The following is a 24,700-nucleotide window of genomic DNA, read 5'->3' as shown; positions in this document are numbered from 1 at the left end:
GAGTACCGTGCCATGTCCTACAACAATAATGAATTGACCCTCAACGCGCCTCTCAGCGGGCCGTTGCTGGCCCTGGGCGACGTCCCCGATGACGTGTTCGCCAGCGGCGCCATGGGCGACGGTATCGCCATCGACCCACTCAACGATTGCCTGTACGCGCCCTGTGACGGGGAGATCATTCATGTGGCCCGCACCGGGCATGCGCTGACGATTCGTGCCGGGAACGGTGCCGAGGTCTTGATGCATGTGGGCATCGACACCGTGGAATTGAACGGCCAAGGCTTTGCGCTGCTGGTGAAGCAAGGCGCACGGGTGAGCCAGGGCCAGGCGCTGGTGCAGTTTGACCTGGATCGCATTGCGCGCCAGTGCAAGAGCCTGGTCAGCCTGATCATCCTGACCAACGGCGAGCGTTTTGAGCTGCGTTCGGTGGCGGCCACCCGCATCAACGTCGGCGAACCGTTGCTGCACATTGTGGCTCGCTCGACGGCGCCGCTGCAGACAGCTGTGGATCACTCCGTCAGCGAAGCCCGCGCCCGTGTGCGCATTACCCACCGTGGAGGTTTACATGCGCGCCCCGCCGCGTTGGTGCGCAAGACCGCCCAAGGTTTCAGCAGCCAGGCACAGTTGCATTTCGCCGGTCAGTCAGCCGCGTGCGATAGCCTGATTGGCCTGATGGGACTGGGGATTGGCGAAGGGGATGAAGTTCACGTCAGCTGTCGTGGCAACGATTGCGAGGCCGCGTTGCAGGCCTTGGTGGCCGCGCTGTCGGTGCCCTTCAACGAAGAAACCCATACGCCGGTGGTGGCGATTGCGCGCCGTGGGGCTGCCGAAGCCGGTGTGTTGCAAGGCGTGTGTGCGGCACCGGGCCTGGTTTGCGGGCCGTTGTTCCGCCTGAGCGGTATCGAACTGCCGGCAGACCCCGGCAAGCATGTGGCCGACGAACAACTGCAACGCCTGGACGTCGCCCTGGAGCAGGTACGCAGCGAAATCCGCAGCACCCTGGGGCATGCCCGCCAACGCAAGAACGTCGAGGAAGAAGAGATCTTCGCCACCCACCTTGCGCTGCTGGAAGATCCGACACTGCTGGACGCTGCCACCGCCGCCATCGAGCACGGCAGCGCCGCTACCCACGCCTGGCGTGATGCCATCCAGGCGCAGTGCGCGGTGTTGCTGGCCTTGGGCAAACCGCTGTTCGCCGAGCGCGCCAATGACCTGCGCGACCTGCAACAACGGGTACTGCGCGCGCTGCTGGGCGAAGCCTGGCACTTCGAATTACCCGTCGGGGCAATTGTCAGCGCCCACGAACTGACGCCATCGGACTTGCTGCAACTGAGCGCGCAACAGGCTGCCGGGATCTGCATGGCCGAAGGCGGCGCCACGTCCCACGTCGCCATCCTGGCGCGGGGCAAAGGCCTGCCCTGTGTGGTCGCCCTGGGGGCCGAGGTGCTCAATGTGCCGCAAGGCCAACGCGTGGTGCTCGACGCAGGCAACGGTCGCCTCGAACTGGCCCCCAGCGAGGCGCGCCATGCCCAAGTGCATCAGCTTCGCGACGCGCAGGCACTGCGCCATCAGCAACAACAGGCGCAAGCCCAAGAACCGGCGCGCACCACCGACGGCGTGAGCATCGAAGTGGCCGCCAATGTCGCCTCCAGTGCCGAGGCCCAGGTGGCGTTCGAGAACGGCGCCGACGGCGTCGGCCTGCTGCGCACCGAGTTCCTGTTCGTCGACCGCCGCACCGCGCCGGATGAGCAGGAACAACGCCAGGCCTATCAAGCCGTGCTGGATGCCATGGGCGATAAATCGGTGATCATCCGCACCATCGATGTCGGTGGCGACAAACAACTCGACTACCTGCCGCTGCCCGTCGAAGCCAACCCGGTACTCGGTCTGCGCGGTATTCGCATGGCCCAGGTACGCCCGGAATTGCTCGACCAGCAACTGCGCGCGCTGCTGCAAGTCAGCCCGTTGGCGCGCTGCCGCATCCTGCTGCCGATGGTCAGTGAGGTCGACGAACTGCTGCAGATTCGCCAGCGCCTGGATGAGTTGTGTGCAGAGTTGGAACTGACCCAACGCCCCGAGCTGGGGGTGATGATCGAAGTCCCCGCCGCCGCGCTGATGGCCGAGCAATTGGCCCGGCATGCGGACTTCCTGTCCATCGGCACCAATGACCTGTCCCAGTACACCCTTGCCATGGACCGCGACCACGCGGGCCTCGCCGCGCGTGTCGATGCGCTGCACCCGGCGCTGTTGCGGCTGATCGCCCAGACCTGTGCCGGCGCGGCGAAATACGGACGTTGGGTCGGCGTGTGCGGCGCCCTGGCGTCCGACCCGCTGGCCACGCCGGTGCTGGTCGGCCTGGGGGTCAGCGAACTGTCGGTGAGCCCACCGCAAATCGGAGAAATCAAGGACCGCGTCCGTCACCTGGACGCGGCGCAATGCCGGCAACTGAGCCAAGGGCTGCTCGACCTGAGCAGCGCCAAAGCGGTTCGCCAAGCCTGTCAACACCACTGGCCGCTGAGCTGACAACAACAAGAAAAAGGAGACCCGCCATGTACCAACTTTTTATCGAAGGGCTGCAACGCCTGGGCCGCGCGCTGATGCTGCCCATCGCCATCTTGCCGATTGCCGGCCTGCTGCTGCGATTGGGTGACACCGACCTGTTGAACATCGCGGTGATGCACGATGCCGGCCAGGCGATCTTCGCCAACCTGGCACTGATCTTCGCCATCGGCATCGCCGTGGGCTTCGCCCGCGACAACAACGGCACGGCCGGGCTGGCCGGGGCGATTGGCTACCTGGTGATGGTCTCCACCCTCAAGGTGATGGACAGCAGCATCAACATGGGCATGCTCGCCGGTATCGCCAGCGGCCTGTTGGCTGGTGCGCTGTATAACCGCTTCAAGGACATCAAGCTGCCGGAGTATCTGGCGTTCTTCGGCGGGCGGCGGTTTGTGCCGATTGTCACCGGGTTTTCGGCGGTGGCGCTGGGGGTGATCTTTGGCCTGATCTGGCCGCCGATCCAACACGGCATCAACAACTTCGGTGTGTTGCTGATGGAAAGTGGCAGCTTCGGCGCCTTTGTCTTCGGTGTATTCAACCGCCTGCTGATCGTCACCGGCCTGCATCACATCCTCAACAACATGGCCTGGTTCGTGTTCGGCACCTTCACCGACCCGGTGACGGGTGCAGTGGTGACCGGCGACCTGACCCGCTATTTTGCCGGTGACCCTAAAGGCGGCCAATTCATGACCGGCATGTTCCCGGTGATGCTCTTCGGCCTGCCCGCCGCCTGCCTGGCGATGTACCGCAATGCCCTGCCGGAGCGGCGCAAGGTGATGGGCGGGATTTTCCTGTCGATGGCCCTGACTTCGTTCCTCACTGGGGTAACCGAGCCGATTGAATTCGCCTTCATGTTCCTGGCGCCGTTCCTGTACCTGATCCACGCGTTGCTGACCGGCCTGTCCATGGCGCTGACCAATATGTTGAATATCCATCTGGGCTTCACGTTCTCCGGTGGGTTTATCGACATGGTGCTGGGCTGGGGCAAGTCCACCAACGGCTGGCTGGTGATCTCGGTGGGCCTGGCGTATGCCGCGATCTACTACAGCGTCTTCAGTTACTGCATCCGTCGCTTCAACCTGAAAACGCCGGGGCGTGAGGATATCCAGGTGGCGCAGGCTGAAGTAATGACCGATAACCAGCGCGCCACGGCTTACATCCGGGCCTTGGGCGGTGCGGCCAATTTGCTCAGTGTGGGGGCCTGTACCACGCGCCTGCGCTTGGACATGGTCGACCGCAACAAAGCGGTGGATGCCGAGTTGAAAGCCCTGGGTGCAATGGCAGTGGTGCGGCCTGGCAATGGGGGAAGTTTGCAGGTGGTGGTCGGGCCGCTGGCGGACAGCATTGCCGATGAGATCCGGTTGGCGATGCCATCGTTTGTGGCCAGCCCACCAGTGGCGGTGGCACCTGTGGATAAGTTGGCCGCCGTGAATGTGCAGGAAGCCGAGCAATGGCTGGACGCACTGGGTGGTCGCGCAAATGTCCGCCAGCTCGAAGCAGTGGCGATGACCCGGCTGCGGGTGGAATTGGGCGATGATTCGGTGCTGTCCGAAGCTCAGTTGACGGCGCTGGGCTGCCAGGGTGTGAGCCAGCTGGATAGCGGTGTTTGGCACCTGTTGGTGGGTGGCCAGGCTTCGGGGTTGGGGCAGGCAATGGAACGGTTGGTCAGTAGCCGTGACGTCGGCGCCAGGGTATAGAGCTGCGGTGACCTTCGCGGCCAATCGCGGGCAAGCCCACTCCCACATTTTGATCGGTGCCCGACTTGGCAATGCGCTCAAATGTGCGAGTGGGCCTGCCCGCGAATGGGCCCGATAGGTGCCGAATTACTGCTGCGCAGGCACCTCAGATAAATCCAGCACCCGGTCCACCATCAACTGGATACCCTCTACCATCCGATGAATCCCCAGCACCGCGTCACGCTGCGGGCCGTCGACGTCAAACGCCAGAGTCCCCGCCAGCGCCTGCACGGATGCCAGGTCCTGGGATGCATTGGCGAGCAAGGTTTCGCTGTTCAGATGGGGAAGTACGCTGAAGAGGTGGTCGGTGGTTCGAGTGTCGGATGGGGGATTTGGACTGTCTTTGATCATGGTAATGCTCCTCAAATAATGGGAACTACCAACATCACTTGCAGATGATGGGTGGCAGCTGTGTGCGGGCCTGCAAGACCAAGGAAGGAGCATCCCGGGTAGACCCAAAGGTCTCCCGCACACAGCCACCATAAAAGCGATGACCATGAAAAGCGCCACGATTATAGCGGCGCTTATGAGCTCCAACATACTTTCGGCGGGCTTGCAGTCCCGGTCGCTGAATGGACAACGACCGGCGAAGATTAGTGAGGCAAGTTCCGAGGGACAACCCGAAAGACTTGTGGGAAATCTCCGAGCGCACGCTGCGCTCATGACACCTCGCTCCCCATGGGCGCCGGGCAAGTCTGCGTGAAGTGCCGGCACCCGCCTGCGCTATTTATCTACCGCCTGGTCAACTGCACGCCTGCGCATGCTGAGGGTTCTTACCCACAGCATGGAGAGCGTACCTGTGAGCACCACACCCCAGACCTTTGAAGGCATCAAAGGTCACCTCAATCAGATCGGGCATCATCTGCTCCAAGTCGAATCGCCATTATTACCCGAACACACGCCGTCCGCAGCCTTGGCCTACCTGGAGAAAACCAATCGGATCCTGGCGAGTTATCGCCAGCAGTTCCTGGCCAAGAGCCGGCCCCTCTATCAAGGGCTGACGTCGAGCAATCTGCCCACCCAAGTGACGGCGCTCAAGACCACACTGAACGCCCACTTGCAGCACCTCGATCACTATGAGCAAATCGATGGAAAACCCCGTAAATCCTTCATGACGTTTGACGCCGGGTACACGGCGCTGGCCAACGAAACGGCGCTCAGTGCCGAGGACCGCCTGCTGCATCCGCAGCAACAAGCCATGCTTGAACGTGTGCCACTGGGCAGCACGTTGCGTCCAGGCTTGTATGCGTTGAGCTTTCTCTACCAGCAACGCACCGTCGAACTGGCGGGCGCCTTTGTGCTGACGGAAAAATCCAGCCCGGAGGTCACCGACCTGACGTCTACGCACCCGGTAGGCGAAGTGATGCTGTACACCCCTGCGCGTGGCATCGAGTGCTTCGGCTCACTGGCGCAGCTGAACACGCAGTGGCTGCAGGCGATGGACGATGCCGAGCAACGGCGCGCCTTTATGCAACTGCTACCCGCGCGCTATAGCGATATCACGCCGGGGGCGATCTGGCCGCTGGTGCTGACGCCGATCAACGACAAACCGCTGTTTGAACACACCTACAACGCCCTGATCGACAAGCGCACGCTGGACATCGAGCGAGCCCTGAGCCTGGAGGACAATCCGGCGCAGGACGCCACGCAACTGATCGACGCGCTGGACCGTGCCATTACCGCGGCCCTGCCGGACTTCAGCGCACGCTTGGCGTGGCGCGCCCGGCTTCTGATGGAACACTACCTGCGCCAGAGCGCGCCGGACTGGTATCGCAGCGCCAGCGAGACCCGCCGCGCCCTGCTCGCCACCCACCTGGAAAGTTACAACGAGGCTCGCCAACAACTGCTCGATCTGCTGAGCCCGGTGACCACACCTGAAGCCCTGGCCCGCTATCAGTTGCTCGAACGCTTGAGCGATGAACTGGACATCCACGACCTGGCACCGGAAGACCTGGTCATCAGCACCCGGCGCTACGTCCCCCCCATCGGCGAATACGAACACGAGCGCACCCTGATCGACCTGGCCCTGCGTGGGCTGCAAACCGGCGACGCGCTGGCAGGCTCGGACTTCCTGAGCAAAACCACGCTGACCTATCAAGGCGCACCACTGCCCAAGGCCTACCAGGACCTGACATCCACCTGGCTGGTGCAGACGCTGAGCACGTTGCAGCCACGGATAGCGTTCGCCGACCTGCAACAACAGATGCATGCCAAACCGGCTGTCAGCCAGGCAATCGAGCGGATGCTCGACCAACGCATCAACGCACTGGCGTACACCGCCTTGCTTCAGGGACATCTCAGCGATGAAGACTACGGGCTGATCTCTCGTCTGCGCCAAGGCAGCGACCCGCACCTGAGCGCCGCGACCCTGTCGCTGCACGAAGCGCAGTTGCAGGACCTGTGGGTGCTGCGCAAGACCGACGCCAGCGGCGCCGTGACCCGCCTGCTGCTGTGCACGCCACAGGCGCCACGAGAACAGCAATTCCTGGCCTTCAACAGTGAGGTCGAGTGCCGGAACCATCTCCTTGGCTGGAGCCTGGACAGCGGCACGCGACAACCGCCTGGCGCCCTCACCGACTACCTGATCAAGCGGGTCGCGCTGCGTTTTCGCGGAGCAATGAAACTCGTATTGACCGGCTTGAGCATCGAGCCACGCGCGCATGACTACAAAGAAATCAGCTTCGGCCACATCGGCAGCCACGCCGCGTGCCTCAAGGCGATGGCGGAGCATGTGCTGGCCACACGGGTCGATGACTATGAATTCAGCACACCGAACTGGTTCCGCTCCACCAGCATCGACACCCGCCAGAAGCTATTGAAACTGGTGGACGACAGCGAGGGCGCGCAGCTCACCTACAATGAATTTCCGCTGTCTGACGCGAAGTTCCAAAGCTTCAACGACTATCTGCATGAACAGGCCAAACAGCGCCTGAACCTGCTGTTGGGACGTAGGGGCAACGATGTGGACCCCGACACCGTGTGGGCCTTCTCGCCCCCCGCATTGATTGGCTCATCGACCCCTGAGCCCCTGACCTACACGCAGCTGTACCGCGACGGTTACGCCGACGGTGTAGGTTTTCTCGACGAGAAATTCTCCCGCTCAGCGCAGTTCAGAGGCCCGAAAGGTGTGGACCTGAGCCCGCTCACGGGGCCCACGGGCGCGCTCATGGTCGCGCGCTCGGTGACCGGCACCTGGGTCGGCCAACGCTACATCAACAAGGTCAAGGCTGAACTGCTGAACGTCGGCAGTGCGGACTATGGCCTGCGACGCAATGCGACCCTGGCCATCACTCAGCTCCAGATGCAAAACGCCGGCCTTGAATGCCGCCTGCAGGGGGAGATCGCCGGGGTTGATTGGGCTTGGCTGGAGCGCAGTATCGCCAGCATGGGCGAGACCGCGCCCTCCACGCGCACCACTTATGCCATCCATCGTCTGATGCTGGACGGCGAATGGGTAATGGGCAATTTCCTCTTCAGTCACACCGATTTCCCGACATTGCTCTACACCCCCAATGCACCGGATGGCATCAGTTTTCGCGAGGCTCGGCAGTTCAACTACCTGCTGAAAAAAATCCCCGGCATGGTCGGTTATTTCACCCAGCGGGTGGGTATCCAATCCCAGGTCAGGGTGCGTGCCTTCCTGGATGCCGCCAAGGCACAGCTGCCCGAGGATCTGAACCGAACCGACATCAGCCCGCCACGCTATGACTCGACCCGCGAACAAACGCCGCTGCAGGATCTGCGCCGGGCCCTGTATGACATGCCATTGCAGCGCAAGATCGACGACGTTGAGGGCACCACGAACAACCGCACCCAAATGGTCACTGGCATTCTGTGGACTTGCGTGGAGTGGGTCACCTCCATCGCCACTGCGCCGTTCCCGACTCTCAGCCTGAGCCTGGGCATGCTGTTGGCATTCAAGGACAGCATGCTGGCTCTGCACGCTTATCAGCAGGGTGACAACCAAGCGGCCGTGCAGCACTTGATCGGTTACGTGCTCAACAGCGCCGGCGCGGCGTTCACCGACCTGCGCCCGGCCCTCGCGTCCCTCAAACAGCTTGCACGCCCGAGCTTGCGCCAGGCAGCTAAAAACAGCGCCTCGTCGAGCGAGCTGTTGGACCTGGTCGAGCCCCTGCAACCCAAGCCGCCGGCGCTGCAGAACATGCAGCCCGTGCTGTTCGACGGTGAGGCCCTGTGGGCGAAAAACACCCCGGATCCGATCGGCCGTTATTTGCTCTACCGGCTCGACCCGGCCACCGGCAAGCTGGTCTCCACCACGCGCGTGGCAGCCCCCGATGCGCAAGGCGTGTGGCGCCGTACCGGGGTTACCGGTGGCGCGCCCAAATATGAAAAATTGCCCGAGGCACCGGAACAGCTCATGCCTTATGAGGTTCCGACGAAGCACGCCAGCAAACTGGAGTTGGTCCTCAACCCGGAGGTGCGCGAAGGGATGCTGCTGCGGTCTGAATGGGATTTCGGCTCTCGGGACGTGATGATTGCCAGCGCAGCCAAAGACCTCCAACCCCTGCGCACAACCTACCTGCAGCACGCCAAACGCCTGGCTACCGACGCCGAGGATTTTTTCAAACACCTCGACCCGCTGCCGGCGCGTGCAGAACCCTCGGCCGTAGACGCCAGCACGCCATTCTCGCAACTCGTCGCCAGTGACACCTTCAGCGCCAACAAGAACCTGATGATTGGCGCGATACCCGGCTCCATTGCCAGCAAACAACTGCTGATCACCCAGATGGACACCCTGATCAGCAAAGGCTTCAAGCATCTCTATATCGAGTACCTGCCCACCGATGTCTTCCGCTCGAAACTGCAGAAGCTCAACAGCGGCAAATCCTGGCAACACATCGAAAAGCACCTCAAGGCTGTGGATAAAGCCTTGGGCTTTGCCGAGAACGCCGAGTATTCCTACGTCAGCCTGGTGCGCAAGGCCCAGGAGAAGGGTATGAAGGTCAGGGCCCTGGACGCCTCCACCTCTTACCTGCTGGACGATGCCCTGCAGATGGGCGACACCCCACCGACCCTGCCGCGCAGCAACAGTGTGAGGAATTTCTACTCTCACAAGGTCATCGAGGCCGATGCCCTCAACGAGCAGGGTGAACGCTGGGTAGCCCTGGTGGATCATTCCCGCCTGCGCACGTTCAAGGGCACCCCTGGCCTGGCAGACCTGCAGGACGCCGTCGCACTGCGCGTGGTGGATGTGGGCGCGGATCAGCCCGTCGGCCTGTGGCTCGACACACCGGGCGCCATTGCCGGTGACTCGCTGGCCAAGGGCGATTACCGCCTGACCCTGCAGACCCCGTACACAGCGCCCAAGGCTGCAGCGGTGTCCAGCGCGGTGGCGGACGCGGTGACGCACTACAGCGAATACGACATCGCCCCCGAGCTACATGACAGCATCACCCGCCAGGCGGCGGCGCCGCATGGGCTCGACACTCGCTATGTTCCACAGAATCCGGCCCATACCGAAGCGTTCCTGGCCTTCCAGAATGCCAGGCATCGCTTAAGTACGGATGCGCAAAATTACTTGGCCAACCACGTGCCGCCAACCAGGCCCGCCCCCTCCTCCCTGGCCACAGCAAAGACGCCGGAGGCGTTCCTGGAGAACATCCACCAGAGCGACTTTGCCGGGCTGGTACTCGGAGAAGGGCATAACGCTCAATCCAGCAAGCGATGGCTGCGCGACTTTATGAGGAACCTCAAGGCGCTGGAATTCAAGACGTTGTACGTGGAGCACCTGCTGACCGATATGCACCAGGCACAACTGGACCTGTTCTTGAGTACGCAACGGCTTCCGGACGACCTCAAGCGCTACCTCACACAGCTGGATCAAGGTCATATGCACGGCTACAAAGGCAGCGATACCTATACAGAAGTTGTCCAGGTGGCAGCCAGGCACGGCCTGCGCATCCGCGCCCTGGATTGCACCGCCAGTTACTACGTCAAGGGGCTCGGGGACACAGACGTGTCCCGCAACCAGATGTTCAGCTACTTTGCGTCCAAGGTCATCGCAGCCGATCAGGCGGCGCACGGACCTCATAAATGGGTCGCCTTCGTTGGCAGCGCCCACACCAACACGCACCTGGGGGTACCCGGCCTGGCGGAACTGCAAGGCGCGGTCAGCCTGCATGTCAGGGACACCGCCCCGGCACTGGCCCAGAACATTCGCCCGGGCACCTGGGAGTCATTTGCCGAGGGGATGAGCCCCTACAGGAGAGCCCTGCGCAGCGACTTCACCCTCGACGCCGGCGTCGCCGGTATCCAAGCGCCCGCGCCTTTCGTGCCGGTAGACAGGTCACGCCTGAATCGACCGGGCCTGTTCCTGATCGAACGCCCGTCGCCGTCACAGAACAACCTGCTGCATCGCTCCCGCAGTGGAGAGATCGTATCGACACCGATCAAGATCGATCACGATGGGCTGTTTTATGTCGACCGCTGGGCGCCGATGCAAGGCCAGCGCTTCAGCTACGAAAACACATTGATCGAAGCGTTGCGGGGTGAAGTGGGGTTAATTCCCGCACCGTAAGGCGCTGACCCTGTCTGATTGACCGCCCACAAAAAACCCGCTGGCCAACCTGGCCCAGCGGGTTTCTTGTTAGAACAGAAGGCCGATCAAAAATCCGCCAACTGCCACACTTCATAAGCCGGTGTTTCGTAGGGGTGGCTGAGTTTCAACGCGGCCACAACGGCCACAATCAATTCATCCGCCACCACCAACTCAACCTTCCACTCCTCAACCACTTCAACCTGGCCCACTTGCCCGATAAACGGCTGGCTGCCGTCCAACGCGCGAAACTGGCCCTGGCCCAGCACTTGCCAGGCGCAGCTGTCGTAGTCGCCGATGCGCCCGCCGCCAGCGGCGAAGATGGCGGTTTTCACCGTCTCCACATGGCTGTCGGGCACAAAGAAGGCAAGTTTGTACAAGGCCTTAGTTCACCCACACGCGGGCGTTGCGGAACATGCGCATCCACGCACCGTCTTCGTCCCACTCTTCCGGGCGCCACGAGTTCTGCACGGCGCGGAATACACGCTCCGGGTGCGGCATCATGATGGTGACGCGACCGTCGCGACTGGTGAGGCCGGTGATCCCGCGCGGCGAGCCGTTCGGGTTGGCCGGATAGCTTTCGGTGACCTTGCCGTGGTTGTCGACGAAACGCATGGCCACGCAACCGGACAAGTCGGCTTCGAGCAAGGCTTCTTCGCTTTCGAACTCGGCATGGCCTTCACCGTGGGCGATGGCGATTGGCATGCGCGAACCGGCCATGCCCTGCAGGAAGATCGAGTTGGATTCCTGCACCTGCACCATGGCGACACGGGCTTCGAACTGCTCGGAACGGTTACGCACAAAGTGCGGCCAGAACTCGCTGCCCGGGATCAGCTCGTGGAGGTTGGACATCATCTGGCAACCGTTGCACACACCCAGGGTAAAGCTGTCGTTGCGCTCGAAGAAGCCCTGGAACGCATCGCGGGCACGGCTGTTGAACAGGGCCGACTTGGCCCAGCCTTCGCCGGCACCCAGTACGTCGCCGTAGGAGAAACCGCCGCAGGCCACCAGGCCTTTGAACTCGTTGAGGTCAACGCGACCGGCGAGGATGTCGCTCATGTGCACGTCGATCGCATTGAAGCCGGCGCGGTCGAACGCGGCCGCCATTTCCACCTGGCCGTTGACGCCCTGCTCACGCAGCACGGCAACTTGTGGGCGGATGCCTTTCTTGATGTACGGCGCGGCGATGTCCTGGTTGACGTCGAAGCTGAGCTTGGTGCTCAGGCCTGGGTTGTCTTCTTCCAGGATCACGTCGAATTCCTGCTCGGCGCAGTCGGCGTTGTCACGCAGGCGTTGGATCTGATAGCTGGTTTCGGCCCACTGGCGTTGCAGCAAGCGGCGCTGGCCGGCAAACACGGTGTCGCCGTTGAAGGAGATATTGATCTCGCCGTTGTTGATCGGCTGGCCGATCACCGCGACGCAGTCGTCCAGGCCAGCGGCGCTGAACTGTGCGAGTACGTCTGGGGTAGCATCCTGGCGAACCTGGATGACGGCGCCCAACTCTTCGTTGAAGAGGATGCCGTTGATTTCAGAGGCGTCCTCGGCAACGCTGTCGAGCACGATGTTCAGGCCGCAGTGACCGGCAAACGCCATCTCGACAACGCTGGTCAGCAAACCACCGTCGGAACGGTCGTGGTAAGCCAGCAGGTGGCCGTCGGCGTTGAGGCCCTGGATCACGGCGAAGAAGGCTTTCAGGTCTTCGGCGTCATCCACGTCCGGCGCGTGCTTGCCGAGCTTGCCGTGGGTTTGCGCGAGGATCGAAGCGCCCATGCGGTTCTGGCCACGGCCCAGGTCGATCAGGATCAGGTCGGTGGTGCCCTTGTCCATGCGCAGTTGCGGGGTCAGGGTCTGGCGGATGTCGGTGACCGGCGCAAAGCCGGTGACGATCAACGACAGCGGCGAGGTGACGCTCTTGTCCACGCCTTCATCGTTCCAACGGGTGGCCATGGACATGGAGTCCTTGCCCACCGGAATGGTGATGCCCAGCTCCGGGCACAGCTCCATGCCGACCGCTTTTACGGTGTCGTACAGACGCGCGTCTTCACCGGGGTGACCGGCAGCGGACATCCAGTTGGCCGACAGCTTGATGTCGGACAGCTTGCCGATACGCGACGCGGCGATGTTGGTGAGGGTTTCACCAATGGCCATGCGGCCCGACGCCGGGGCGTCCAGCAGGGCCAGCGGCGTACGCTCGCCCATGGCCATGGCTTCACCGGTGTAGACGTCGAAGCTGGTGGCGGTGACGGCAACGTCGGCCACCGGAACCTGCCATGGGCCGACCATTTGGTCACGGGCAACAAGGCCGGTGATGGTGCGGTCGCCGATGGTGATCAGGAAGCTTTTGCTCGCCACGGCCGGGTGGTGCAGCACGCGTTCAATGCTGTCAGTCAGGTCCAGCGTGCTTGGGTCGAAATCATCGCCCAGCTCGGTTTCACGAACCGCAGAGCGGTGCATGCGCGGGGCTTTGCCCAGCAGCACTTCAAGGGGCATGTCCACCGGGCTGTTGCCGAAGTGGCTGTCGGTGACCGTCAGTTGCGGCTCGGCAGTGGCTTCGCCGACCACGGCAAACGGGCAACGCTCGCGTTCGCAGATGGCCTGGAAGCGCGCGAAGTCTTCAGGGCCGACCGCCAGTACGTAACGTTCCTGGGATTCGTTGCTCCAGATTTCGTGCGGGGCCATGCCCGGCTCGTCGTTTGGAATGTTGCGCAGTTCGAAGCGGCCACCGCGGTCGCCATCGTTGACCAGTTCCGGGAAGGCGTTGGACAAACCGCCGGCGCCGACGTCGTGGATGAAGCTGATCGGGTTCTTGTCACCCAACTGCCAGCAACGGTCGATGACTTCCTGGCAGCGGCGTTCCATCTCAGGGTTTTCGCGCTGTACGGAAGCGAAGTCGAGGTCTGCCGAGCTGGTGCCGGTGGCCATGGAGGAAGCAGCGCCGCCGCCGAGGCCGATCAACATCGCCGGGCCGCCGAGGACGATCAGCTTGGAGCCGACCAGGATCTCGCCTTTCTTGACGTGTTCTTCACGGATGTTGCCCATGCCGCCAGCCAGCATGATTGGCTTGTGGTAGCCGCGCACTTCATCGCCACGCGGGGTGGTGATGGACTGTTCGAAGGTACGGAAATAACCGGTCAGCGCCGGACGCCCGAACTCGTTGTTGAACGCGGCGCCGCCCAGCGGGCCTTCGATCATGATGTCGAGCGCAGTCACGATGCGCTCAGGCTTGCCGTATGGCACTTCCCATGGCTGTTCGAAGCCAGGGATCTGCAGGTTGGACACGGTGAAACCGGTCAGGCCGGCCTTTGGCTTGGCGCCACGGCCGGTGGCACCTTCGTCGCGGATCTCGCCGCCGGAACCGGTGGCTGCGCCCGGGAACGGGGCAATCGCGGTCGGGTGGTTGTGGGTCTCGACCTTCATCAGGATGTGCACCGGTTCCTGCACCGCGCCGTACTGGCGGGTTTCAGGGTCCGGGAAGAAACGGCCGGCAACCGAGCCGACGATTACCGAGGCGTTGTCCTTGTAAGCCGACAGAACGCCTTCGCTGTGCATCACGTAGGTGTTCTTGATCATGCCGAACAGGCTTTTTTCCTGGCTCTCGCCGTCGATGTCCCAACTGGCGTTGAAGATCTTGTGACGGCAGTGCTCGGAGTTGGCCTGGGCGAACATCATCAGTTCGATGTCGTGCGGGTTGCGCGCAAGGCCGGTGAAGGCGTTGACCAGGTAGTCGATCTCGTCTTCGGCCAGGGCCAGGCCCAGTTCGGTATTGGCCTTCTCCAGCGCAGCGCGGCCACCGCCCAGCACGTCAATCGCGGTCAGCGGCTTGGGCTCGGCGTGGCTGAACAGGCCGGCAGCCTGTTCCAGCTGGCTGACGATGATCTGGGTCATGCGGTCGTGCAGGCTGCTGGCGATCAGCTCGGCCTCGGCATCGCTGAACTGCCCTGCTACATAGAAGGCGATGCCGCGTTCCAGGCGCTGGATTTTTTCCAGGCCGCAGTTACGGGCGATGTCGCTGGCCTTGCTCGACCAGGGCGAGATGGTGCCGAACCGTGGCAGAACCAGGAACAAGCGGCCGGTCGGCTCTTGAACGGGAACGCTGGGGCCGTACTTCAGAAGGCGTGCGAGCACTTGCTGTTCGTCGGCGGTCAAGACGCCGGTAACGTCGGCGAAGTGAGCAAATTCAGCATACAGGCCTGTAACCGCTGGAACCTTCTGGCTCAGTTGTTCAAGGAGTTTGCTGTGGCGAAAGGCAGAAAGGGCAGGAGCGCCGCGCAGGATCAACATCTTCGGGACAGCCTCGGGAAGGGGTGTGCTTTGAGGCCGTGCATTCTAGCGTAAACCATCGCCAACGGCACCCGAAACGGCACCGCTGGCTGCTGCCGAACGTCAGTTGGCACGGTTTGCACGGTATCGGGGCACTATCCCAGGCAATCCGTGCAGTTATTTTAACCGTCACAATCGGTCCCCAGGCCACGTTTCTGCGGGCTGCAGCACAGTTTTGGCGGCGCTAGCAGACAAGTCCGCCGCTGTCGAGATATGGCGCCGTGGGCCGTTTGCGTATACTGCGCAGATGTTCTCCCCAACTGCTTTGCGCCCGCGATGCGCCAGATGGCTCATCGCAACCGGACTCTTCCTGATGCTCAGCGCCTGTGTTGATAAACCCAGCACGCTCGAGCGAATCAAGGAGGATGGCGTATTGCGGGTGATTACCCGAAACAGCCCGGCGACTTATTTCCAGGACCGCAACGGTGAAACCGGTTTCGAATACGAACTGGTCAAGCGCTTTGCCGATGACCTGGGGGTGAAGCTGGAGATCGAGACCGCCGACAACCTCGACGACCTGTTCGGCCAGTTGGGCAAACCCAATGGACCGGTGCTCGCCGCCGCCGGCCTGGTCAGCAGCGAGCAGCGCCAGCAGCAGGTGCGTTTCTCCCATCCTTATCTTGAAGTCACCCCGCAGGTCATCTACCGCAACGGCCAGTCACGCCCGACGAACGCGGCGGACCTGGTCGGCAAGAAGATCATGGTGCTCAAGGGCAGCACCCACGCCGAACAACTGGCGGCGCTTAAACAGCAGAACCCTGCAATTGAATACGAAGAATCCGACGCCGTTGAGGTGGTTGACCTGCTGCGCATGGTGGACGAGGGGCAAATCGACCTGACCCTGGTGGACTCCAACGAAGTGGCGATGAACCAGGTGTATTTCCCAAACGTGCGCGTGGCGTTCGATCTTGGCAATGCCAGCAACCAGAGCTGGGCCGTGGCCGCCGGCGACGACAACAGCCTGCTCAACGAAATCAACAGCTACCTGGACAAGGTAGAAAAGAACGGCACCCTGCAACGCCTCAAAGACCGTTATTACGGGCACGTCGATGTACTCGGCTACGTCGGCGCCTACACCTTCGCCCAGCATTTGCAGCAGCGGCTACCCAAATACGAGAAGCACTTTCGCGCTTACGCCAAGGAAGAAAAAGTCGATTGGCGCCTGCTCGCGGCCATCGGCTATCAGGAATCGCTGTGGCAACCGGCGGTCACGTCCAAGACCGGCGTGCGCGGCCTGATGATGCTGACCCAGAACACCGCCCAGGCCATGGGCGTGTCCAATCGCCTGGATGCCAAGCAAAGCATCATGGGCGGCGCCAAGTACCTGGCCAAGATCAAGGACGAGCTGGACGACAAGATCGCCGAGCCCGACCGCACCTGGTTCGCCCTCGCCGCTTATAACGTCGGCACCGGCCACTTGGACGACGCGCGCATTCTGGCGAAGAAGGAAGGCCTGAACCCGAACAAGTGGCTGGACGTGAAGAAGATGCTGCCGCGCCTGTCGCAGAAGCAGTGGTACAGCAAGACCCGCTACGGCTACGCCCGAGGCGGCGAGCCGGTGCACTTTGTGGCGAACATCCGGCGTTACTACGACATCCTGACGTGGGTGACCCAGCCGCAGCTGGAAGGCAACCAGGTGGTGGAAGGCAATTTGCATGTGCCGGGCGTGGACAAGACCAAGCCGCCGGAAGACACCCCGCAGCTGTAAAACTGATCGTCCCAACACCACAAAACCAATGTGGGCGGGGGCTTGCCCTAATGCCAGTCAGTTAAGGCTTTTTGTAGGAGCGAGCTTGCTCGCGAAAAACTCACAGGCGCCGCGTTCATTCAGGAAGCACGCGTTATCGTTGACGTTTTTCGCGAGCAAGCTCGCTCCTACAGGATATCTACTTGGCTTCGAGCCCGATGAGCAAATGGACCACCCCACCCGTCAATACCATCACCCCAGAGACCCCCGCGGCCTTTAACGCCGCAGCATCAAACTTCTCAGCATCCTGCAATTGCACCCTCACCCGCGTCAGCGCCACACGCTGTTGCGACTTGAGGTTATCCGCACCTCCCAACGCACTCAGCACATCGGCCGACAAAAGCCCCTGTGTCGGCACCGCCACCGTCTCGGCAATCAAATCCGGGGTCAGGGCTTTCCAGAACGCCCGCTGCATTTTCTCGAACATGCTCAGTGCTCCACGACAGGTGAGGTTTCAACAGTAGCCGCGTGGTACAGGCGCAAGGCCTCGCGCACCTGGGCAGCTTCTTCCAGGCCCAGTACCTGGCGGGCGATGGTCTGGCAGTCGGCCAGGTCCAGCTCGCGCACAGTGGCTTTGATGGTGGGGATCAGCGGCACACTGACCGACAACTCATCCACGCCCAGCCCGATCAACACCGGCACCGCCAGCGCTTCGGACGCCAGTGCACCGCACACTCCGACCCACTTGCCATGGGCGTGGGCGGCCTTGACGGTGGTGGCGATCAGCCGCAATACCGCCGGGTGAAAGCTGTCGGCCTGGCTGGCCAGCCGTGGGTGATCCCGGTCCATGGCCAGGGTGTATTGGGTCAGGTCGTTGGTGCCGATGGAGAAGAAGTCCACATGGGGCGCAAACACATCCGCCATCAACGCCGCTGACGGTACCTCGATCATGATGCCCAGCTTGGGCAACTCGCTGAGCCCAAGGGCCTGGGCTTCTTCTTCCAGAATCTTGCGCGCCAGATGCAGCTCCGACAGCAGGCTGACCATCGGCAACATGATATGCAGGCGCGCCAGCCCGGCACTCGCAAGGATCGCGCGCAACTGTTCACGCAACAGCTCCGGGCGCTCCAGGCACAGGCGTATCCCGCGCAGGCCCAGGAACGGGTTGGTTTCAGTGTCCATCGGCACATACGCCAGGGGTTTATCGCCGCCGACGTCCAGGGTCCGCACCACCAGATTGCGCTCGGTCCCCAGAGCGCGGGCGATGGCGCTATAGGTAGCGGCCTGCTCATCCACGCTTGGCGCGCGATTGCGATCCAGGTAGAGGAACTCCGAACGCAGCAGGCCGACACCTTCGCCCCCCAGGGTCAGGGATTGCTCCACTTCCTGCAACGACGCGACGTTGGCGGTCACCTCGACGTGATGGCCGTCACGGGTAATCGCAGGCACTGAAGCCTGCGCCACGTCACGCTGACGTCGCAGCACCTGCTGCTTACGCGCAGCTTCCAGCTGTTCGATCTCGGCCAGGTTGGGGTCCAGGTGCAACTCGCCCTTGTCGGCATCGAGCAGGACCTGTTTGCCGTTGGCCAGTGCCAACACCTCAGGCCCAACCCCGCACATGGCAGGCAGGCCAAGGGCACGCGCCAGGATCGCGACATGACTGGTCGCCCCGCCGCCGACGGTGACAAACCCCAGCACCTTTTGGGTGTCGAGGCTGGCGGTTTGCGAAGGCGTCAGTTGCTCGGCGACCAGGATCGCGCGGTCGGGCAGATCCCAGGCGCGGTCTTGAATACCAAGGATCAGTTTCAGCACGCGCTGACCGACATCCGCCAGGTCCGCCGCACGTTCGGCCAACAGGGCATTGCCCAGGCCCTGGAACAGTTGGGCGGTGGCAACCGTGGCGCTGTTCCAGGCAAATGCCGCGCTCTTGCCTTCGGCCAGCAGGCCGTGGGCTTGTTCCAGCAGCGTCGGGTCTTCGAGCAATTCCTGATGGGCGCGGAAAATCTCCGCCTGGGCACTGCCTGCCGCCTGGGTTTGCAGGGCTTGCAGCGCTTCGTTTGCAGCCAACAGGCCACGCGCCAAAGCAGCGCGTTCGAAGGTTTCTCCCTCCCCCTGTTCAGTCACCTTCAGCTCGGGCTCAGCAACCTGAACCACTTGGCCAAACGCCGACCCCGGCGATGCGCAAACGCCTCGCAGCAGCGCCGCCGACGACGCCGGCACGCGCGCTTCAACCTGTGCAGCCGGCGCCGCGATTGCCTCGCCGCAGCCTTCAATTAACAGCGCGACCAGCGCCTTGATCGCTGCATCGGCATCGTCACCGGCCGCACTCACTTGCAAGGTATCGCCCTGTACGGTTTGCAGCGCCATGATCGCCACCAGCGACTTGGCGTTAGCACTCTGGGTCTGCTTGTGCAGGTAAATGCTCGCGTTAAAACCTTTCGCTGCCTGGGCAAATACCGCTGCCGGGCGCGCGTGCAAACCGTTGGCGTTGGGCAAGATCAACGGCTTGGAGAAGCATGCATCGCCCTCCTCCTCATCGGCCTCCTCTACCCGGTTGCCGGGCGTTACCTGCAACACCGGCTGGCCCCGTTCCACCAGGCCGCTTGCCAACGGCGTGAACGACTCGCCGCTGACCACCAGCATCAAGGTCAGCAAACTGCGCGCGTGGAGCGCCACGTAGTCGGCGTCGAATTCGATCAGCGCTTGCCCGGCCTCGACCCGCTGGCCTTCCTCGACCAGGCGGGTGAAGCCCTTGCCCGCCAGGCTCACGGTGTCCAGGCCGATATGCATCAGCACCTGTACGCCATTGTCGTCGGTGACGCTGACCGCATGCCCACTGTCCTGGATATTGCTGATTACGCCGGCCAGCGGCGCACACAGGGTCTGCGAGGTCGGATCGATGCACAGGCCGTCGCCGATCATGCGGCTGGAGAACACCGGGTCAGGCACCTTGTCCAGTGCGAGCAGCACGCCGGATAAAGGCGCCAGCAGTTCCAGGGGTTGAGTTGCGGTCATGACGTCACCTGCTGTTTTGTTCTGTAAAAATCCTTGGGTGGATGCCTATCCCACGGATGACTTATTTCCACCAGTATTCAACCTGCACGCCAACGTTCGACCCATGCCGCGCGGTGCCGTAGGCGCCGGTATCGGACAGTGCCGAGCCCGCCGCCATCTCATTCGCTGCACGTTTGGCCGCTTCGTTCCAGCTCGCATAGGTGTAGTACAAGCGCACTTCCGGCCGCGCCCAGAAATCCGGGCCCTTGGGCGACCAGGTCGGGGCGAAGGTAAATTTGCTCAGCTTGCGCGTGCCGCCGGTGGCATCGACCTGATCATGCCCAAGTTCGGTGACCAGTTTGAATTGTTCGCTGATCGCATACGCGGGGCGTACGCCGATGGACATCCAGGTCTGGTCCTGGCTGCCGGGACGAATATCCTTCTGGTACACCGCCTCGATCTGCCCGCCAAAGCGCGGGGTCACTTGCCAGTCGAAGAACTCCACGGCGCGATAACTTTTGCTGCTGTTGTCCAGGAAGGTATTGCCGGTGTAGCCCAGGCCGGTGCCGGGGCCTTCGCCGTACTGCAGGGCGAATTTGTTCTTGCCGCCCAGAAAAGGTTTTTGCACATGCTGCGCGGTCAGCGCCCAACCGCTGTTGGTGTCGCGCCCGCCGGCCTTTTCGATGTAGCTCAAGCCCAGCTCCAGCTCGCCGCCGGGGTTGGTCTTGAAGCCCGCGACGTTGAAGTCATGACGGGTGGCGTATTCCTTCTGGTACAGGTTGTCCTTGCGCGAAAGGGCGTAGCTGTATTTCAGGTCGCCGATCAGCACGTCCTCAATACCGCCGCCGGTGGCGCTCTGGTTCCAGTAGTAGAAGTCGGAAATATGGATGTCATTACGTTTGTAGTAACGCCGACCGGCCCACAGTGAACCGCCATTGAGGGCCGGCAGGTTGGACCACTGCGCATACATCTGCGGCATGCGCGCCGAGCCGTTGTCTTCGCCCTGGAATTTAAGGGCGCGGTCGTATTTGTTGTACAGCGATGCCATCGCATCGACGCTGAGTACCGAACCGTCGTCGAGGGTCAGCAGGTCTTGTCGCAACTCCAGTTCAGCATATTGCTCGCACTCGTTACCCAAACGGTATTTGGATTGCGCCCCCGGCAGTTGGAAACATTGCTGCTTGCCACTGCCTGTCGATGTTCCCGCGCCGCTGCGCAAGTAACCGGCAAATTCCAGGGCCTGCGCACCGAATGGCAGGCTCAGGCAGGATGCAACGAGGCCCAGCTTTATTGTTGTTTTCATGAATGCTCCTTCTATTTTTATTGTTTTATTACTGTCCTTGCACGACACGATTCCCTGTAGGCGCGAGCTTGCTCGCGAAGAACGTTAACGATTACGCAGCGAGACTGGTTTAACGCGGCGCTCTCAGGTTTTTCGCGAGCAAGCTCGCGCCTACAGGGGGCGTATCAATCGATCAGATGCAGCACGAACGATTCGTAGGGACGCAAGACGACCGTGGCCGTGCGTTGCGGGCAGTCGGGGTAGTTGCTGATCAGCAGGCGTTGCTCGGTCGCCGCGTCGATCACGTCGTCAGGCAGTTGGATCTCACAGGGCTGGCCGTAGAAGTTGTTCAGCACCAGCAGGCGCTCGCCGTGGCCTTCGCGCAGGTACGCCCAGACCTGCAAATGGTCCTGCAGCAGTTGGCGGTACACCCCCTCTTGAATCAGCGGTTCGTGACGACGCAAGGCGATCAGCGCGCGGTAGTGATGCAGCACGGAGTCGGGATCATCGAGTTGGTGTTCAACGTTGATCTGCGCGGCATTCGCCGGGATGCCGATCCACGGCTCGCCGGTGCTGAAACCTGCATGGGGTTGCGCGTTCCACTGCATCGGCGTGCGGCCGTTGTCACGGGACTTCTGCATGATCGCCGCCATGCTCGCCACTTCGGATTCACCGGCATCGCGCTTGAGGCGGAAGATGTTCAGGGTCTCCACATCGCGGTACTGGTCGATGCTGTCGAAGCCCGGATTGGTCATGCCCAACTCTTCGCCCTGGTACACAAACGGCGTGCCCTGGAGGAAGTGCAGCGCGGTGGCGAGCATCTTGGCCGAGACCACGCGGTACTCACCGTCGTCACCAAACCGCGAGACCACTCGGGGCTGATCGTGGTTACACCAGAACAGCGCGTTCCAGCCGCCACCGGCCTGCATACCCAGTTGCCAGTCGGAGAGGATCTGCTTGAGTTGCAGGAAATCGAAGTCAGCCTTCACCCACTTCTGCAGGTTCGGGTAATCGACTTTCAGGTGATGAAAGTTGAAGGTCATCGACAGCTCTTTCGACTCCGGCCGCGAGTAGCGGATGCAGTGTTCCAGGCTGGTGGACGACATCTCGCCGACGTTGATCAGGTTGTGGCCTTCGAAGACTTCGCGGTGCATCTCCTGCAGGTATTCATGCACGTTGGGGCCGTCGGTGTAGAAGCGGCGGCCGTCGCTGTTGTCTTCGGGGAAATCGGCGGGTTTGGAGATCAGGTTGATCACGTCCAGGCGGAAACCGCCCACGCCCTTGTCACGCCAGAAGCGCATCAGCTTGAACACCTCGGCACGTACCTGGGGGTTGTCCCAATTGAGGTCGGCCTGGGTGTGGTCGAACAGGTGCAGGAAGTATTGGCCGGTTTGCGCCTCGTATTCCCAGGCCGAACCGCCGAACTTGGATTCCCAGTTGTTGGGCTGGTCGCGCCAGATGTAGAAGTCGCGGTAGGGGTTGTCGAGGCTGCTGCGCGCCTGCTGGAACCACTCGTGCTCGATGGAGGTGTGGTTGACCACAATGTCGAGCATCAGCTTGATGCCGCGCTTGGCCGCTTCGCTGATCAGCAGGTCGCAGTCGGCCATGGTTCCGTAGCTGGGGTCGATGGCGTAGTAGTCGCTGATGTCGTAGCCGTTGTCGCGTTGCGGCGAGCGCAGGAATGGGGTGATCCACAGGCAATCCACGCCCAGCCATTTGAGGTAGTCGAGTTTGTCCACGATACCCAGCAGGTCACCGGTGGCGTTACCCGCGTGGCTGTGGAAGCTTTTGGGGTAGATCTGGTAGATCACCGAGTGTTGCCAGTCTTGCATGGTGGGTTCCTTCAGTAGAATTGTGAGCGCGGTCGAATGTGGGAGGGGGCTTGCCCCCGATAGCGGTCGATCAGGCGACGCGATAACCCGGCCGAACAATCTTCATGCTCAACGCACAGGTCAGAACAAACGGCACCACCATCGCGACCACCATCCCAATCACAAACATCGGAATGGCACTCGGCACGATCGAAATAAACCCAGGCAAGCCACCCACCCCGATGGCCGACGCCTGCACCTTGTTCAGCGACAGGAAAATGCTGCCCAGCGCCGAGCCCACCAGGGCCGCATAAAACGGAAACTTGAAGCGCAGGTTCACCCCGAACATCGCCGGCTCAGTGATACCGAAGTACGCGGAAATCGCCGAAGTCGAAGCCATGCTTTTATCCCGCGCATTGCGGGTGGTGTAGAACACCGCGAGCGCGGCGCTGCCCTGGGCCAGGTTGGACATGACGATCATCGGCCAGATAAACGTGCCGCCCTGGGTGGAGATCAATTGCAGGTCCACCGCGAGGAACATGTGGTGCATGCCGGTGATCACCAGCGGCGCGTACAGCAGGCCGAAAATCGCGCCGCCGACCATCGGCGCCAGGTCAAACAGGGTGACCACGCCTTCGGTAATCAGGATGCCGAGGTGACGGGTCACCGGGCCGATAATTGCCAACGCCAGCACGCCGGTAACGACGATGGTGGTGATCGGCACGACCAGCAGTTGAATGGCATTGGGCACGCGAGCGCGCAGCCATTTCTCGATGACGCTCATCACATACGCCGCCATCAGGATCGGCAGGATCTGCCCCTGGTAGCCGACTTTCTCGATCTTGAACCAACCGAAAATATCGAAGTAAGGCAGGCTCTGGCCGTCGAGCCCGGCGACCGCCTTGCCGTAGTTCCAGGCGTTGAGCAGATCGGGATGCACCAGCATCAGGCCGAGCACAATGCCGAGGATTTCACTGCCGCCAAAACGCTTGGCCGCCGACCAGCCCACCAACGCCGGCAGGAACACGAACGAGGTGTTGGCCATCAGGTTGATCAGGCTCCACAGGCCATCCAGGTTCGGATACGCCTCCAGCAGCGTCAGGCCCTCGATGAACATGCCCTTGGCGCCCATCAGGTTGTTCACGCCCATCAGCAGACCGGCGATGATCAGCGCAGGCAGGATCGGCATGAACACATCGGAGAACACCCGCACCAGACGCTGCATGGCGTTGGTCTTGTCGGCACCCTTCTTCTTCACGTCGGCGATGGTGGCGGCGGCGAGGCCGGTCTGTTCGCGCAGGGCAGCGTAGACCTTTTCCACTTCGCCAGGGCCGATCACCACCTGGAACAAACCGCCGGTGAAGAACGAGCCCTTGACCAGATCGACCTGGTTCAACGCGCTGTTGTTGACCAGGCTCGGGTCCTTGAGCGCCAGGCGCAGGCGGGTCACACAGTGGGCAGCTTGCTCAAGGTTGTCGCGGCCTCCGAGGTGCTCAAGAATCTCGCGGGCAATGTTCGAATAGTCGTGGCTCATGCTTGGTTTCCACTTTGATTTTTTTTATTGGGGGCAGTCATTGGCAGCACGCCGAAGCCAAAAGTACTCGTACAGACGAGTTAAAGCAATAACTCGTCTGTACGAGTTACAATTTGTTTAATTCCTGTAGGACACCACACCGCTGCAAGCCGCAGTAATCCAAGGGTCTAATGGACAAACCCCCTCTCTGCCTCTAAGGTTCCTGCCTTGAACGCCAACAC

At 62.0% G+C, this 24,700-nt stretch carries 12 protein-coding genes; 4 read left to right on the top strand and 8 right to left on the bottom strand.

The genetic code is table 11. From position 1 onward, the window contains the following. Window positions 1-12 precede the first annotated feature (12 nt). Together ptsP (J1G35_RS19360) and nagE are read left to right on the top strand one after the other, a co-directional pair. Window positions 13-2,523 carry a phosphoenolpyruvate--protein phosphotransferase gene (gene ptsP, locus J1G35_RS19360; protein ID WP_223015753.1) on the top strand — a complete coding sequence of 837 codons (2,511 nt, stop codon included), beginning with the start codon at window positions 13-15 and terminating at the stop codon, window positions 2,521-2,523. Between the two features lie 26 nt (window positions 2,524-2,549). Then, window positions 2,550-4,256, top strand: coding sequence for an N-acetylglucosamine-specific PTS transporter subunit IIBC (gene nagE, locus J1G35_RS19355; RefSeq protein ID WP_223015752.1), 1,707 nt, complete (start codon window positions 2,550-2,552; stop codon window positions 4,254-4,256). Between the two features lie 126 nt (window positions 4,257-4,382). Here nagE and J1G35_RS19350 read toward each other — a convergent pair whose 3' ends face one another. Continuing rightward, a complete protein-coding gene (locus J1G35_RS19350) occupies window positions 4,383-4,646 on the bottom strand; it encodes a DUF6124 family protein (RefSeq protein ID WP_223015751.1) in 264 nt (87 codons plus the stop codon). Window positions 4,647-5,094: 448 nt separating this feature from the next. Between J1G35_RS19350 and J1G35_RS19345 the strand changes: the two genes are divergently transcribed. After that, entirely contained in the window at window positions 5,095-10,833 is a 5,739-nt protein-coding gene (locus J1G35_RS19345) for a membrane-targeted effector domain-containing toxin (protein WP_223015750.1), read from the top strand. Window positions 10,834-10,919: 86 nt separating this feature from the next. Here the strand turns inward: J1G35_RS19345 and J1G35_RS19340 are convergent, their stop codons facing one another. Both J1G35_RS19340 and purL read right to left on the bottom strand, forming a co-directional pair. Further along, window positions 10,920-11,231 (bottom strand): NGG1p interacting factor NIF3, encoded by a 312-nt coding sequence (locus tag J1G35_RS19340; protein WP_223015749.1) that lies wholly within the window; start codon window positions 11,229-11,231, stop codon window positions 10,920-10,922. A 4-nt stretch (window positions 11,232-11,235) separates the two neighbouring features. After that, window positions 11,236-15,132, bottom strand: coding sequence for a phosphoribosylformylglycinamidine synthase (purL, locus tag J1G35_RS19335; RefSeq protein ID WP_223015748.1), 3,897 nt, complete (start codon window positions 15,130-15,132; stop codon window positions 11,236-11,238). A 286-nt stretch (window positions 15,133-15,418) separates the two neighbouring features. Here purL and mltF point away from each other — a divergent pair, with 286 nt between their 5' ends. After that, a complete protein-coding gene (gene mltF / locus J1G35_RS19330; protein WP_053135563.1) occupies window positions 15,419-16,879 on the top strand; it encodes a membrane-bound lytic murein transglycosylase MltF in 1,461 nt (486 codons plus the stop codon). Between the two features lie 178 nt (window positions 16,880-17,057). Here mltF and J1G35_RS19325 read toward each other — a convergent pair whose 3' ends face one another. The 5 genes from J1G35_RS19325 to treP form a co-directional block, all read right to left on the bottom strand. After that, complete coding sequence (locus J1G35_RS19325; protein ID WP_223015747.1) at window positions 17,058-17,345, bottom strand: PTS transporter subunit EIIB; 288 nt, start codon at window positions 17,343-17,345, stop codon at window positions 17,058-17,060. 2 nt (window positions 17,346-17,347) lie between these two features. Continuing rightward, entirely contained in the window at window positions 17,348-19,873 is a 2,526-nt protein-coding gene (gene ptsP, locus J1G35_RS19320) for a phosphoenolpyruvate--protein phosphotransferase (RefSeq protein ID WP_223015746.1), read from the bottom strand. 61 nt (window positions 19,874-19,934) lie between these two features. Next, the gene (locus J1G35_RS19315) at window positions 19,935-21,155 is read right to left on the bottom strand and encodes a carbohydrate porin (protein ID WP_223015745.1); all 1,221 of its coding nucleotides are present in this window, start codon (window positions 21,153-21,155) and stop codon (window positions 19,935-19,937) included. A 164-nt stretch (window positions 21,156-21,319) separates the two neighbouring features. Beyond that, entirely contained in the window at window positions 21,320-22,966 is a 1,647-nt protein-coding gene (gene treC, locus J1G35_RS19310; protein ID WP_223015744.1) for an alpha,alpha-phosphotrehalase, read from the bottom strand. A 70-nt stretch (window positions 22,967-23,036) separates the two neighbouring features. After that, window positions 23,037-24,479, bottom strand: a complete 1,443-nt coding sequence (treP, locus tag J1G35_RS19305; protein ID WP_223015743.1) for a PTS system trehalose-specific EIIBC component — start codon at window positions 24,477-24,479, stop codon at window positions 23,037-23,039. Window positions 24,480-24,700 lie beyond the last annotated feature (221 nt).

It is taken from the genome of Pseudomonas sp. SH10-3B (assembly GCF_019891415.1).
Classification (GTDB): Bacteria; Pseudomonadota; Gammaproteobacteria; order Pseudomonadales; family Pseudomonadaceae; genus Aquipseudomonas.
The sequence above is the reverse complement of the archived record's forward strand: the minus strand, read 5'-3'. Positions and strand labels throughout refer to the sequence as shown.

What these genes read in the sequence shown, in the direction of transcription:
- purL (WP_223015748.1), bottom strand. Translation starts at nt 15,132, where the DNA reads ATGTTGATCCTGCGCGGCGCTCCTGCCCTTTCTGCCTTTCGCCACAGC.
- ptsP (WP_223015753.1), top strand. Translation starts at nt 13, where the DNA reads ATGTCCTACAACAATAATGAATTGACCCTCAACGCGCCTCTCAGCGGG.
- treP (WP_223015743.1), bottom strand. Translation starts at nt 24,479, where the DNA reads ATGAGCCACGACTATTCGAACATTGCCCGCGAGATTCTTGAGCACCTC.
- J1G35_RS19315 (WP_223015745.1), bottom strand. Translation starts at nt 21,155, where the DNA reads ATGAAAACAACAATAAAGCTGGGCCTCGTTGCATCCTGCCTGAGCCTG.
- ptsP (WP_223015746.1), bottom strand. Translation starts at nt 19,873, where the DNA reads ATGACCGCAACTCAACCCCTGGAACTGCTGGCGCCTTTATCCGGCGTG.
- mltF (WP_053135563.1), top strand. Translation starts at nt 15,419, where the DNA reads ATGTTCTCCCCAACTGCTTTGCGCCCGCGATGCGCCAGATGGCTCATC.
- J1G35_RS19325 (WP_223015747.1), bottom strand. Translation starts at nt 17,345, where the DNA reads ATGTTCGAGAAAATGCAGCGGGCGTTCTGGAAAGCCCTGACCCCGGAT.
- treC (WP_223015744.1), bottom strand. Translation starts at nt 22,966, where the DNA reads ATGCAAGACTGGCAACACTCGGTGATCTACCAGATCTACCCCAAAAGC.
- nagE (WP_223015752.1), top strand. Translation starts at nt 2,550, where the DNA reads ATGTACCAACTTTTTATCGAAGGGCTGCAACGCCTGGGCCGCGCGCTG.
- J1G35_RS19350 (WP_223015751.1), bottom strand. Translation starts at nt 4,646, where the DNA reads ATGATCAAAGACAGTCCAAATCCCCCATCCGACACTCGAACCACCGAC.